Source organism: Streptomyces sp. NPDC058335 (assembly GCF_042723915.1).
Taxonomy (GTDB): Bacteria; Actinomycetota; Actinomycetes; order Streptomycetales; family Streptomycetaceae; genus Streptomyces.
This window is the reverse complement of the sequence record NZ_JBHXHX010000003.1, coordinates 45796-58710: the sequence shown is the minus strand read 5'-3', so window position 1 is coordinate 58710 and position 12915 is coordinate 45796. Positions and strand designations below refer to the sequence as shown.

The window sequence follows — 12915 nt, the reverse complement described above, 5'->3', positions numbered from 1 at the left end:
GCGCCTGAACAGCGAAAAGGGCCGCCCCCGAAAAGGGGACGGCCCTCTGGTGAAGACCTGCGTCAGTCGCCGTTGCCCGGCGTCGTCTTCTGGATCTGCATCAGGAACTCGGCGTTCGACTTGGTCTGCTTCATCTTGTCGAGAAGCAGCTCGACCGCCTGCTGCTGGTCGAGCGCGTGCAGCACCCGGCGCAGCTTCCAGACGACCCCGAGCTCGTCGGGGGCGAGCAGGATCTCTTCCTTACGGGTACCGGACGCGTCCACGTCCACCGCCGGGAAGATGCGCTTGTCGGCGAGCTTCCGGTCGAGCTTGAGCTCCATGTTGCCGGTGCCCTTGAACTCCTCGAAGATCACCTCGTCCATGCGGGATCCGGTGTCGACGAGCGCGGTCGCCAGGATGGTGAGCGAGCCACCGTCCTCGATGTTGCGCGCGGCACCGAAGAAGCGCTTCGGCGGGTACAGGGCCGTCGAGTCGACACCACCGGACAGGATGCGGCCGGAGGCCGGGGCGGCGAGGTTGTACGCACGGCCCAGACGCGTGATCGAGTCGAGCAGGACGACGACGTCGTGGCCCAGTTCCACCAGTCGCTTGGCGCGCTCGATGGCCAGCTCGGCGACCGTGGTGTGGTCCTCGGCCGGGCGGTCGAAGGTCGAGGAGATGACCTCGCCCTTGACCGACCGCTGCATGTCGGTGACCTCTTCCGGACGCTCGTCGACCAGGACGACCATCAGGTGGCACTCGGGGTTGTTGTGCGTGATCGCGTTGGCGATCGCCTGCATGATCATGGTCTTGCCGGTCTTCGGCGGGGCCACGATCAGACCGCGCTGGCCCTTACCGATCGGCGACACGAGGTCGATGATGCGGGTGGTGAGGACGCCCGGGTCCGTCTCCAGACGGAGGCGGTCCTGCGGGTACAGCGGGGTGAGCTTGTTGAACTCCGGGCGGCCACGGCCGTGTTCGGGCGCCATCCCGTTGACGGAGTCGAGACGCACGAGCGCGTTGAACTTCTCGCGCCGCTCGCCTTCCTTCGGCTGACGGACCGCGCCGGTGACGTGGTCACCCTTGCGCAGGCCGTTCTTGCGGACCTGGGCGAGGGAGACGTACACGTCGTTCGGACCCGGCAGGTAGCCCGACGTACGGATGAAGGCGTAGTTGTCGAGGATGTCCAGGATGCCCGCGACGGGGATCAGGACGTCGTCGTCGGCGACCTGCGGCTCGGCGGTGCCGATCTCGTCACGGCCACGACGGCCACGACGGTCCCGGTAACGGCCGCGACGGCCGCGACGGCCGCCCTCGAAGTCGTCGTCGTCCTGCGGGCCGTTGTCCCGCTGGCGGTCCTGACGGTCCTGACGGTCCTGGCGCTCCGGACGGTCCTGGCGGTCCTGACGGCCACCGCTCTGCTGACCCTGCTGCTGGCGCTGACCGCCCTGGCCCTGCTGGTCGTCGCCCTTGCCGCGGCGGTCACGGTCACGGTCGCGGCCCCGCTCACGGCGGTCGCGGCGGCGGCCCTCGGCGCCGTCGGCGTCGCTCCTGGCGTCGCCCTGCGGCTGAGCCTGCTCGGTCTGCGTGGCGACCGCGGCCTCGGCCTTGGGCGCGCTCTTCGCCTCGGCCGTGACGGTCTCGGGGCTGCCCGCGTCGGCGGTCGCGCGGCGACGGCGGCGCTCGACGGGGGCGTCGCTTCCCCCGCTCTCGGCTTCGCTCGCGCGGACGGTACCCCCAGCCGGCTGGCCGGGGATCTCGATCTGCTGCTGGGCCACGGCCTTCTCGGCGGGGGCCTCGGCCGGGGCGGCGTCCGCCTTCTTCTCGGCGGCGTCATCGCCCGTGCGGGCCTTGGAGGTGGCGCGGCGCTTGGGCTTGGTCTCGGTGGCGTCCCCGGCGGGGGACGTCGCGGCCTTCGCGGCCGGCGCGCCACTTCCCGCCTGCGCCTCCTTGATGACCTCGATCAGCTGGCTCTTGCGCATACGCGCGGTGCCCCTGATGCCCAGGCCGGATGCGACCTGCTGCAACTCGGCCAGCACCATGCCCTCGAGGCCGGTACCGCGGCGCCGCCGGGAGCCGGCACCGGCGGCAGGCGCGGAGGCGTCCGTGGAGGGCGCGGCAGCGGTCTCCTCGACACGTGCGCCCATCAGATCGGTGGTGTCGCTCACGAAGGGTCCTTCCCTGGAGCGGACGTCGGCCTGTCTGGCTCGGCGACCGGTTGTGCTGTCCGACTTCGGTCCTTGCTGTGGCGAAGCCGGGGCGGTTGTCCGCCAAAGCGGCGGAAGAGATTTCTGGTGATGGCGCTTCCTCGACGATCCGTGACATCCAGTGTCACGTGGCGTGGTCGCACCGATTCCGGAGCGTGCCCGTCGGACCGCTCAGCGTCGCTGCACGGCGTACTGCCCAAGTACGACGTACGGAACGCAGTGCGGCGTGGGGAGCTCCCGGAAGAATGTCTGTCCCGGAGGGGGACATGAAGCACCTCGCCATGGTGAGGTCGGGTGCAGACTTGAGGTTAACACTACCGGATCCAACAAACATTCCCCCTCTCGAAATCCGGCAACCGTGTGCTTTCACAGGTCGCCGGAGGGCGCGAGCGGCAGCACGCTCGCCCCCTTGAGGTCGAGGCTCAGCCGGTTGGCGGCCCATTCCGCACCGGCCAGTTGCTCGACCTTGTCCGCCGTTTCCGCGTCGGCCAGGGCCATCACGGTGGGTCCGGCGCCGGAGATCACCGCGGGGACCCCGTCGGCGCGCAGCCGCTCCACCAGTGCGGCGCTCTCCGGCATGGCGGGAGCCCGGTATTCCTGGTGGAGACGGTCCTCGGTGGCGGGCAGCAGCAGCTCGGGACGCCTGGTCAGGGCCTCGACGAGCAGGGCGGCACGGCCCGCGTTGGTGGCGGCGTCGACATGCGGCACGGTGCGCGGGAGCAGACCGCGCGCGGTCTCGGTCAGGACCGGCTTCCCGGGCACGAAAACCACCGGAACGATGGAATCGGAAGGTTCCATCCTGATCGCCCGTGCGGCGCCGGCCTCCATCCAGGAGAGCGTGAACCCGCCGAGCAGGCAGGCCGCGACGTTGTCGGGGTGGCCCTCGATCTCGGTCGCCAGCTCGAGCAGGGCGGCGTCGTCGAGGCGGGCCTCGCCGCCTATGGTCACCGCGCGGGCGGCGACGATCCCGGCGCAGATGGCGGCGGAGGAGGAGCCGAGGCCGCGGCCGTGCGGGATGCGGTTGGCGCAGACGATCTCCAGGCCGCGCGGCTGGCCGCCCAGGACGTCGAAGGCGGTGCGCAGGGAGCGGACGAGGAGGTGCTTCTCGTCGCGCGGCAGCGTTTCGCTGCCCTCACCCGCGATGTCGATGTGCAGCCCTGAGTCGGCCACCCGGACGACGACGTCGTCGTAGAGCCCCAGCGCGAGGCCCAGGGCGTCGAAGCCCGGACCGAGATTGGCGCTGGTGGCGGGGACGCGCACCCGGACGGCGGCGGCGCGGAACGCTGGACCGGCCATCGCTCGTTGACTCTCCTTGAGCTGCGTGATGGTCGAATGACATTCGATGACGTACGAAGACCCTCGGGCCGCTGTGGACGGCGCGGCGCCGGTGCCGGCCGCGCGGGATGCGGAGGCATATGCGGAAGGCGGGTTCGGTACAGCCTATCGAAGGAAGGTTCTGTGGCGACATAGGGCGCACAGGAGGCGCACGATGCGTGTCGCAAGCCCCCTGTGCACCCCCGGTAGGGAAAGTCCCCTGTCGGGGAACTTCCCCCAGGTGAGATCCCCTATGCCTCCGGGAGACGCCCCTGCCCCCGGCGGGGGTCGCTCACACGAGGCCGAGGCGCTCGGCCGCGGTCACCGCGTCGACGGGGACGGTCACCGGCTGCGGAGCACCGGCCACGGCCCAGTCGGGGTCCTTCAGACCGTTGCCCGTGACGGTGCACACGATCGTCTGGCCCGGGTCGACCTTGCCCTGCTCGGCGGCCTTCAGCAGACCGGCCACCGACGCGGCGGACGCGGGCTCCACGAAGACGCCCTCCTGCGCGGCCAACAGCCGGTAGGCGCGCAGGATCTCACGGTCCGTCACCTCGTCGATGAAGCCGCCGGACTCGTCCCGCGCCGCCAGCGCGTACTGCCAGGACGCCGGGTTGCCGATGCGGATCGCGGTGGCGATCGTCGACGGGTCCTTGACGATCTCGCCGCGCACGATCGGGGCACTGCCGGAGGCCTGGAAGCCCCACATGCGCGGAGTCCGCCCGGCGATCCCGTCGGCGGCGTACTCCTTGTAGCCCTTCCAGTACGCCGTGATGTTGCCCGCGTTGCCGACCGGCAGGACGTGGATGTCGGGGGCGTCCCCGAGCATGTCCACGATCTCGAAGGCGGCCGTCTTCTGCCCCTCGATGCGCACCGGGTTGACCGAATTGACCAACGCCACGGGGTAGTTGTCGCTCAGTGAGCGGGCCAGCGTGAGGCAGTCGTCGAAGTTGCCGTCGACCTGGAGGATCTTCGCCCCGTGGACGAGGGCCTGCCCCATCTTGCCGAGCGCGATCTTGCCCTGGGGGACGAGGACGGCGCAGACCATGCCCGCGCGCACGGCGTAGGCGGCGGCACTCGCCGACGTGTTGCCGGTGGAGGCGCAGATGACCGCCTTGGCGCCCTCCTCCTTGGCCCGGGTGATGGCCATGGTCATCCCGCGGTCCTTGAAGGACCCGGTGGGATTCGCGCCCTCGACCTTGAGGTGGACCTCGCAGCCGGTGCGCTCGGAGAGCACCTGCGCGGGCACGAGGGGCGTGCCGCCCTCGCGGAGCGTCACGACCGGCGTGCTGTCGGAAACCGGTAGCCGGTCCCGGTACTCCTCGATGATTCCGCGCCACTGGTGGGTCATTGCTGGTTACTCTCCTTCAACCCGCATGATGCTGGCGACACCCCGCACGGTGTCGAGCTTGCGCAGCGCCTCGACGGTCCCGGTCAGGGAGGCGTCGGACGCGCGGTGGGTGACGACGACGAGGGAGGCCTCGCCGTCCTTACCCTGCTGCCGCACCGTATCGATGGACACCCCGTGCTCGGCGAACACGGTGGCTACCTGCGCCAGAACGCCCGGTTTGTCGGCGACGTCCAGGCTGATGTGGTACCGCGTGACGACGTCGCCCATCGGCGACACCGGCAGGGCGGCGTACGCCGACTCGCCGGGCCCCGTCGCCCCGCTGAGCCGGTTGCGGCAGACGGCGACGAGGTCGCCGAGCACGGCGGAGGCGGTGGGAGCACCGCCGGCGCCGGGGCCGTAGAACATGAGCTGACCGGACGCGTCCGACTCGACGAACACGGCGTTGTAGGCGCCGCGCACGGAGGCGAGCGGGTGGGTCAGCGGGATCATGGCGGGGTGGACGCGCGCGGTGACGGATCCCCCGTCGGCGGCCCGCTCACAGATGGCGAGCAGCTTGATGGTGCAGCCCATCGCCTTGGCGGAGGCGAAGTCGGACGCGGTCACCTCGGCCATGCCCTCGCGGTAGACGTCGTCGAGGCGCACGCGCGTGTGGAAGGCGATCCCGGCGAGGATGGCGGCCTTGGCGGCGGCGTCGAAGCCCTCCACGTCGGCGGTCGGGTCGGCCTCGGCGTACCCCAGGGCGGTGGCCTCGTCGAGGGCCTCCTGGTAGCCGGCCCCGGTGGAGTCCATCTTGTCGAGGATGAAGTTGGTCGTCCCGTTGACGATGCCCATGACCCGGTTGATCTTGTCGCCGGCGAGGGACTCGCGCAGCGGGCGGATCAGCGGGATGGCGCCGGCGACGGCGGCCTCGTAGTAGAGGTCCTCACCGTGTTCGTTCGCGACGGCGTGCAGGGCGGCGCCGTCCTGGGCGAGCAGCGCCTTGTTCGCCGAGACGACGGACGCGCCGTACTCGAAGGCGGTGGTGATGAGGGTGCGGGCCGGCTCGATACCGCCGATGACCTCGACGACCACGTCGATGTCACCCCGTTTGACCAGCGCGGTGGCGTCGGTGGTGACGAGCGCGGGGTCGATGCCCTCGCGCACCTTGGAGGGCCGCCGGACGGCCACCCCCGCCAGCTCCACCGGGGCCCCGATCCTGGCGGCGAGGTCGTCGGCGTGCGTCGTCATGATGCGCGCCACCTCTGAGCCGACCACTCCACAGCCCAGCAGCGCCACCTTCAGCGGACGCGTACGCATCATCCGACCTCGTTTCCTCATACCGTCACGGTTGCACCAGTCTCACTCACCGGACCGTAGTTTCTATCCCTGGTCCGGATCGTGAGACATCTATTTCATTTTCACGGGGTGGCGGACAGGAGATCTTCCACCCCGCTGAGCTGCGCCTATCCGACGTCGAGCCGAAGAAGGTCCTCCTCCGTCTCGCGTCGGACGATGACGCGGGCCTCGCCCTCGTGCACGGCGACGACCGGCGGCCGCAGCACGTGGTTGTAGTTGCTGGCCATGGACCGGCAGTACGCCCCCGTCGCGGGGACGGCGATCAGGTCACCCGGTGCCAGGTCGGACGGCAGGAACGCGTCCTTGACCACGATGTCCCCACTCTCGCAGTGCTTGCCCACGACGCGCGCCAGCATCGGCTCGGCGTCGGAGACGCGGGAGACGAGCGCCACGCTGTACTCGGCGTCGTACAGCGCGGTGCGGATGTTGTCCGACATGCCGCCGTCGACGGAGACGTACGTCCGCAGCCCGTCGAGCGGCTTGACGGTGCCGACCTCGTACAGCGTGAAGGCGGTCGGACCGACGATGGCACGGCCGGGCTCGACCGAGATGCGGGGCGTGCGGAGCCTGGCGGACTCGCACTCGCGGGTGACGATCTCGGTCAACGACTTGGCGATCTCGTGCGGCTCGCGGGGATCGTCGTCGCTCGTGTACGCGATGCCGAGTCCGCCGCCGAGGTCGATCTCGGGCAGCTCGACGCCGTGCTCGTCACGGATGTCCTTGAGCAGCCCGACGACCCGGTGGGCGGCGACCTCGAAGCCGGACATGTCGAAGATCTGCGATCCGATGTGCGAGTGGATCCCGATCAGCTCCAGACCGTCGAGCTGGAGGGCCCGCCGCACGGCCTCCGCCGCCTGTCCCCCGGCCAGCGGAATCCCGAACTTCTGGTCCTCGTGGGCGGTGGCGATGAACTCGTGCGTGTGCGCCTCGACGCCGACGGTGATACGGATCTGCACGCGCTGCCGCTTGCCGAGGGACTGCGCGATGTGCGCGACGCGGACGATCTCCTGGAAGGAGTCGAGGACGATCCGCCCGACACCGGCGCGGACGGCCCTCTCGATCTCCTCCACCGACTTGTTGTTTCCGTGGAAGGCGATGCGGTCGGCGGGCATGCCGGCGGAGAGCGCGGTGGCCAGCTCGCCGCCGGAGCAGACGTCGAGGTTGAGCCCCTCCTCGTGCAGCCACCGCACGACCGCGCGCGACAGAAACGCCTTTCCGGCATAGAAGACGTCGGCGTCGGCACCGAAGGCGGTACGCCAGGCGCGGGCCCGGTCCCGGAAGTCGGCCTCGTCGAGGACGTAGGCCGGGGTGCCGTAGTCCTCGGCAAGCGTCTTCACATCGATTCCGCCGACGGTGACGACCCCGAGGGCGTCCCGGGTGACGGTCCGCGACCACACCTTGGGGTCGAGGGAGTTGAGGTCGGCGGGTGGCGCCGAATAGTGCCCCTCCGGCAGGACATCGGCGTGACGGGGCCCGGCGGGGTGTGCGGAACGGCTCATCTTGGGCGTGCTCTCTCAGAGGTGATCGGGTGCGTCGATGCCGAGCAGGGACAGGCCACCGGCCAGCACCGTCCCGGCGGCTTCGGCGAGCGCCAGCCGGGACCGGTGGGCGGCCGAGGGTTTCTCGTCCCCGCGGGGGAGAACGGCGGGCAGGTGAGTGAGGGTGGCATCGGCGAGCGCGAGGAGGTGCCGGGTGAGGCGGGAGGGCGCGGCCTGGCCATCGGCGTGAGGGAGGGCGGCGGCCGTGGTGAGGATGCGGGGGTGGTCCGCGAGAAGGGCCGAGAGGTCCGGGGCGTCCGCCGGCTCTACGTCTGTCTCGGGCCCGGTGCTGGTGAACCCCAGGTGCGCGGCATTGCGGCTGACGGCGCGGGTGCGGGCGTGGGCGTAGCGGATCCGGAAGAGGGGGTTGCTCTCGCGCTGGACCAGATGATCGGCGGTGATGCGGGGCCGGTCGTGCGGGGCGGCGTGCAGCAGGGCCCAGCGGGCGGCGTCCGGCCCGAGCGGAGCGGGGTCCTCCGGCGCCGGAACGGGCCGCAGATTCACCGCCCCACCGTGCTCGATCTCGACGCGCCCGCCCTGCGAGCGGACGATCCGCGCGAGCGCGTCGGCGAGAACCTCGGCACGGACCTCGTACGGCACGCACAGCACGAAGACCTGACCGGCGAGGGCGTCGGTATGGCCGTAGCGCGGCCCCTCGCGCAGGATCCGCCGGACCAGGGCGGCGGACGTGGCGGCCCGGTCGAGACTGATATTGAGGAACCCCGGACCGGTGATCTCGACATCGGTGACGCCGGCCTCGCGCGCGAGGTACGTCCGGAGCAGCGCGGCGACGCGCAACGGGGGCTGCCCGGCGGGCCGGGCCAGCTGAAGGGCGACGTTGGTGGCGTAGTCCCCACAACCACCCGGCCCGGGGGGCCCGACAACCACCCGCGAGGGAACGACCACACTCAGCTCCCCGTCGTCGACAGCACACCGCACTGCATGCAGCACGGTGCGGGACAACTCGACGGGGGTCACGGGACAAGCGTAGGGGAGGAGGGGGGTGGGTATGCGAGCCGGTTTGGGGCTGTCCGCGATGTGGACGGGGCGGGACGGTCGACGCCTCAGTCGGCGATGGGCTCGACGAGGGAACCGCCGGCGGTCCCGTGCGCGGGACTGGATCCACTCGGGTGTCCGTGCCCGTGTCCCTGACCGTTGCCGCCGGGCCCATGTCCGCTCCCGCATTCGTCGCGCAAGCTGACGACATCGTCTCCGCAGCCGCAGCCGCAGCCACAGCCGCAGCTGCTGAGGGCGAGGTCGTGGCCGGCGGTGGCGGCGGGAGCGCGACCGGGGCTGACACTGAGGGGAGCCTTGAGCCCGATTGGCCCGGTTGGCCCGTCAGGGCTCGCCGGGCCCTCACTCCCCTCCCCCCGCCTGCCCTCGATCAGCCTGCGTACGAGACTGACGAGCTCGGCGGGATCGAAGGGCTTGGAAAGGAAGGCGTCGACGCCCGCTTCGAGGCCGGCTTCGACCTCGTACCGCGTACAGGCGCTGATGATGGCGAGGGGAAGGTCATGGGTGCGAGGGTCGGCACGCAACCGCGCGGCGGTCCGGAGGCCGTCCAGACGAGGCATGACGACATCGAGGGTCACGAGATCGGGCCGCACCTGATGCACGACTTCCAGACACTCGGCACCATCGGACGCGGTCACGACCTCGAGGCCCTCCAGCTCGAGATTGACCCTGATCAACTGCCTGATGACCTTGTTGTCGTCCACAACAAGCACCCGGCCCGAAGCGCCTGACACAACTCGAGAGTAGGTCCGGACCGGCCACCGCGTCCGGGTTTTCCCCACTTCCACCCCCTGCGGGGAACCCGCCCCTCCGTGGCCCCCGGAAACCCGTTCCTGATCACCCCGAGCGAGCTGGTAGTGTTCTGTCCGTCGCCGCGAGCAACGCGACCGACACGCCCCCGTAGCTCAGGGGATAGAGCAACGGCCTCCGGAGCCGTGTGCGCAGGTTCGAATCCTGCCGGGGGCACCTTGGATTAGGTGCCCAAAGACCCCGCCACCAGCGCTTTGGCTGAGGACGGGGTCTTGGCGTATGTGCAGGCAGATGCCGCTGAGAGCGGCCGTATGTCGGAGTCCGCGGCCTATTCGCGGCCAAGCCGCAGGACGTAAAACCGCAGGTAGACCCCCGGAAACGACGAGGCCCCCGGACCGAAGTCCGGGGGCCATCATGCCGCAGGGCGTGCGTCGGAATCAGGGCCCGTCGCCGTGCCCGTCCTCCTGGTCGCCATGCCCTTCGAGGAGTTGGGCGATCCGTCGATTGGCGACGTCCTGCCGGCCGTCGAGGCACTTGGCGTACCGGCTCAGGAGGACTTCAACACTGTTGCCCGCGCGCTCCGCGACCTCGGTGGGGTCCACGCCTGCGTTGAGCCACGACGACAGCGCAGCGTGCCGCAGGTCGTACGGGCGAGCGGCCAACGGTGATGCCGCCTGCTCCGGCGTGAGCGCCAGATGCCGCGCCTCGTCCCAGACGCGCCAGTACGTCGTCGAGGCGACCACTCCCCCGCGCTCGTTGGCGAACAGCCGGCCGTCCTTGGCTGTGCCGAACTTCTCGATGTGCGCACGGAGCATCTGCACCAGGCGAGGCGGGATCGGGACGACGCGTGTCTGGTTCGCGGGTCGGTTCTTCAAGCCTCGGTCGTCGTGCACGGCGCCGGTGCCGGTCCAGCGCTTACCGACGGTCGGACGGCTCTTCTCCAGGATCAGCGAGCCCCACCCGCTGTCTGGCAGCGTGCAGTCCTGACGGCGCAGTGCCACCGCTTCAGCTGGGCGGAGACCACCGAAGTACATGCACGCGAACAGCGCGACAAGCCGACGCCCGCGAGCCCTGCGGTACCCGCCGACGTACGAGACCGCGGCCAGGAGTTCCCCGGCCTGCCGAGGGTTCACGACGACACGGCGGTCCACTTCCTTGGTCACCGTGGGCGGTTTCCACTTCACGAGCGTGACCGGGTTCTCGGGGAGTTCCCCCAGCTCTACCGCGTAGGCGAGGGCGTTGAAGAGGACGGCCCGCTTGCGTCGTACCGTTTCGGCCGCAGCCGTAGCCCCGGACAGCGTGAGCTTGAGGGAATCGAGGACACGCCGGATGTCCGCCGGATTCTTGAGCGTCACCAGCGGCAGCGACGCCTTGGCCACCCAGTGCAGGGCATTCGCGATGTCGACGGGCGGCGGCTCCTCGGTCACGCCCTGGACGACGAAGGCCCAGCCACGCAGGGCACGTCGGAGCACATCATCAGCCGGCCGACCCGGCCTGTCGTCGAGGAGCTGTGTCGTGACGAGCGTCATCGTCTCGTTGGCGCTGTCTCGGGAGTTCGGCGCGGCGTGCGGCCACTTCATGGCGATGTACGCCCGCGCGAAGTCGTACCAGGTGAGTGACGGTTTAACCGTTGCCATCGAGTCCGGAAGACCGGTTTCCGAATCGAATGCCTCCCCGTTCTGAACGGCCCTGAGTAATTGCGCCCGGAAGTTGTCGGCGAGTGCCTTGGTCCGGAAGGTCTCGGAGAACGGCAGCGTGCTGGCCACCCTCCAGCGCACCTCATACGAGGCCTTCTTTGTCGGCCTCTTGCGAATGCTCCAGATCCGCACGTCGTAGGACTTCACGCCGCCTCCCCAAGGCCGTGCAGCCAGGAAGTGAAGTCGCTGCGCCAGACGCGGAGTTCGCCATTCGGAAGCTTGATCGCCTCGGGCGCCTGCCCCAGCTCCCGCCAGCGATAGAAGGTGCGGCGGGAGACCCCGCCCAGCTCGGTGAGGATCTGCGGGACAGTCATCAGTTCGTCTCGTCGGCGGTCCACGCCGAGTCTCCTTCCGTGTCTGGGATGTCGGGTCGCCGCGAGGTGGCGAGCCAGGTTTCTGCGGCGGTCAGGCCGGTGCCGGCGAAGCGCCAGTGGGAGATGACGAGGACGGTGTCCGGGTCGGGCAACGGGTGGCCCGCCTCGGCCGCGCGTTCGCGGGTGAGGGCTTCGTTGTGGTCGGCGCGTTCCTGGCGGAGGGCGCCGAGGGTGACGGAGTAGGCACGGGACTTGGTGGAGAAGTGGCCGCGGAAGCCGAGCATGTGGGCCCACTTGCGCAGGCGGAGGTCTTCGAGTTCGGGCCGTGCACCGAGGTGCCAGCAGGTGAGGATCATCTGGCGGGGGTGGTCGGTGACGTCGGTGCCGATGAGGTCGGTGATCGGGTTGCGGATCGGGTGGTCGAGGGTGCCCGCGGTCTCGGCGCCCTTGGTGGCGTACTTGGCGATGTACGCGGCGACGGCACGGCTGGACAGGTCGGAGGTGCCCGTGAAGTCGGCTGAGCGGATGGGGCGGATGTCGAGCTGTGTGCCGAAGCGGAAGGTGTAGGCGCGGCCGTCGAGGAGTGGACCGGGTGTCTCGGCGAGCCGGGCGGCTGAGCGGATCGCGTCGGTGAGGAGTTCTGTGGTGGCCCAGTGCGGCGGGGTGTCTTCGGCACCTTCGGGGCCGTCGAGGCGGATCACGGCGTGGAAGTGGACTGCGCCGCGTCGCTGGTACTCGGCGACCTTGGCATAGGACACCTTGAGGCAGTGGCGCAGTTCGGAGCGTGCGATGCCTGCGCGGGAGGCCAGTTGTTGGCGGAGGTAGGTGGTGAAGCGGGCCCAGAGGGCACCGGCGTGTGCGTTCCACAGAACGGCGGCGCGGTAGTCGTAGCGCTCCGGGTCCAGGGGTGTGCCGAGGGCCGGGTCGTCGTCGGTGTGGGTGCGGCCGCAGCGGCAGCGTTCGCCGCCGGGGCGGTTGTGGACGGGGCCGAAGGAGGGGGCGGTGAAGGTGGCGAAGACGCGGGGGTGTTGGGCGACTGCCGGGCCGATGCCCTTGCCGCCGCTCAGGCCGGCCGTGACGAGGTGGAAGGTGTCCTTTCGGTAGACCTCGGCGCAGGCGGCGCACCTGGTGGCGCGGCGGTTGTTGCAGCGGATGAGGAGCTGTCCGGCGGGAAGGTCGCGGTCGACGACTTCGCGGACGATCTCGCCGGTTGCGGCGTGGACGTCCAGGCGGTGACCCTCCATCCGCACGGGCCGCTCGCAGCCGCCGAGACGCTGGATCTGCCGGGCGTAGCTGCTGAGGTCGCCGAACTGGGCGAGGGCCGCCACCTGACGGATGACTCTGGTCGGAGCCTCGGGGCGCATGTGGGGGTTCCTCCAGGGAGTGACGGAGCTGGGATGGCACGCCCCGGCTTGT

General features: G+C 70.4%; 9 protein-coding genes, 1 tRNA gene and 1 pseudogene. 1 reads left to right on the top strand and 10 read right to left on the bottom strand.

Annotation, left to right across the window (positions count from 1 at the left end; genetic code table 11):
- Positions 1-62: 62 nt before the first annotated feature.
- The 7 genes and pseudogenes from rho to ACFWJX_RS06075 all read right to left on the bottom strand — a co-directional run.
- Positions 63-2147, bottom strand: coding sequence for a transcription termination factor Rho (gene rho / locus ACFWJX_RS06105; protein ID WP_383237557.1), 2085 nt, complete (start codon positions 2145-2147; stop codon positions 63-65).
- Positions 2148-2552: 405 nt separating this feature from the next.
- Positions 2553-3482 carry a homoserine kinase gene (gene thrB, locus ACFWJX_RS06100; RefSeq protein WP_383237554.1) on the bottom strand — a complete coding sequence of 310 codons (930 nt, stop codon included), beginning with the start codon at positions 3480-3482 and terminating at the stop codon, positions 2553-2555.
- Positions 3483-3792: 310 nt separating this feature from the next.
- On the bottom strand, positions 3793-4851 hold the full coding sequence (gene thrC / locus ACFWJX_RS06095; protein ID WP_383237551.1) for a threonine synthase: 1059 nt from the start codon (positions 4849-4851) through the stop codon (positions 3793-3795).
- Between the two features lie 6 nt (positions 4852-4857).
- Entirely contained in the window at positions 4858-6150 is a 1293-nt protein-coding gene (locus tag ACFWJX_RS06090) for a homoserine dehydrogenase (RefSeq protein ID WP_383237548.1), read from the bottom strand.
- A gap of 143 nt (positions 6151-6293) precedes the next feature.
- Entirely contained in the window at positions 6294-7685 is a 1392-nt protein-coding gene (lysA, locus tag ACFWJX_RS06085; RefSeq protein ID WP_383237545.1) for a diaminopimelate decarboxylase, read from the bottom strand.
- 15 nt (positions 7686-7700) lie between these two features.
- The gene (gene nrtL / locus ACFWJX_RS06080; RefSeq protein WP_383237542.1) at positions 7701-8702 is read right to left on the bottom strand and encodes an ArgS-related anticodon-binding protein NrtL; all 1002 of its coding nucleotides are present in this window, start codon (positions 8700-8702) and stop codon (positions 7701-7703) included.
- 365 nt (positions 8703-9067) lie between these two features.
- Positions 9068-9520, bottom strand: a pseudogene (locus ACFWJX_RS06075) (response regulator); the annotation flags it as partial.
- Positions 9521-9632: 112 nt separating this feature from the next.
- Here ACFWJX_RS06075 and ACFWJX_RS06070 point away from each other — a divergent pair.
- A tRNA-Arg gene (locus ACFWJX_RS06070) sits at positions 9633-9704 on the top strand.
- A 221-nt stretch (positions 9705-9925) separates the two neighbouring features.
- On the opposite strand, the gene ACFWJX_RS06065 is transcribed toward ACFWJX_RS06070, so the two are convergent.
- Genes ACFWJX_RS06065 through ACFWJX_RS06055 form a run of 3 tightly spaced genes read right to left on the bottom strand, consistent with a single transcriptional unit; the run spans position 9926 to position 12863 of the window.
- Positions 9926-11332 (bottom strand): tyrosine-type recombinase/integrase, encoded by a 1407-nt coding sequence (locus ACFWJX_RS06065; RefSeq protein WP_383237540.1) that lies wholly within the window; start codon positions 11330-11332, stop codon positions 9926-9928.
- Positions 11329-11499, bottom strand: coding sequence for an excisionase (locus ACFWJX_RS06060; RefSeq protein ID WP_356567736.1), 171 nt, complete (start codon positions 11497-11499; stop codon positions 11329-11331). Before ACFWJX_RS06060 ends, ACFWJX_RS06065 begins: the two co-directional genes overlap by 4 nt.
- The gene (locus ACFWJX_RS06055) at positions 11499-12863 is read right to left on the bottom strand and encodes a replication initiator (RefSeq protein ID WP_383237537.1); all 1365 of its coding nucleotides are present in this window, start codon (positions 12861-12863) and stop codon (positions 11499-11501) included. Before ACFWJX_RS06055 ends, ACFWJX_RS06060 begins: the two co-directional genes overlap by 1 nt.
- Positions 12864-12915 lie beyond the last annotated feature (52 nt).

Excerpts from the sequence above, each read along its gene's own strand:
- ACFWJX_RS06060 (WP_356567736.1), bottom strand. The coding sequence starts at position 11,499 with ATGACTGTCCCGCAGATCCTCACCGAGCTGGGCGGGGTCTCCCGCCGC.
- thrC (WP_383237551.1), bottom strand. The coding sequence starts at position 4,851 with ATGACCCACCAGTGGCGCGGAATCATCGAGGAGTACCGGGACCGGCTA.
- thrB (WP_383237554.1), bottom strand. The coding sequence starts at position 3,482 with ATGGCCGGTCCAGCGTTCCGCGCCGCCGCCGTCCGGGTGCGCGTCCCC.
- ACFWJX_RS06090 (WP_383237548.1), bottom strand. The coding sequence starts at position 6,150 with ATGATGCGTACGCGTCCGCTGAAGGTGGCGCTGCTGGGCTGTGGAGTG.
- ACFWJX_RS06055 (WP_383237537.1), bottom strand. The coding sequence starts at position 12,863 with ATGCGCCCCGAGGCTCCGACCAGAGTCATCCGTCAGGTGGCGGCCCTC.
- lysA (WP_383237545.1), bottom strand. The coding sequence starts at position 7,685 with ATGAGCCGTTCCGCACACCCCGCCGGGCCCCGTCACGCCGATGTCCTG.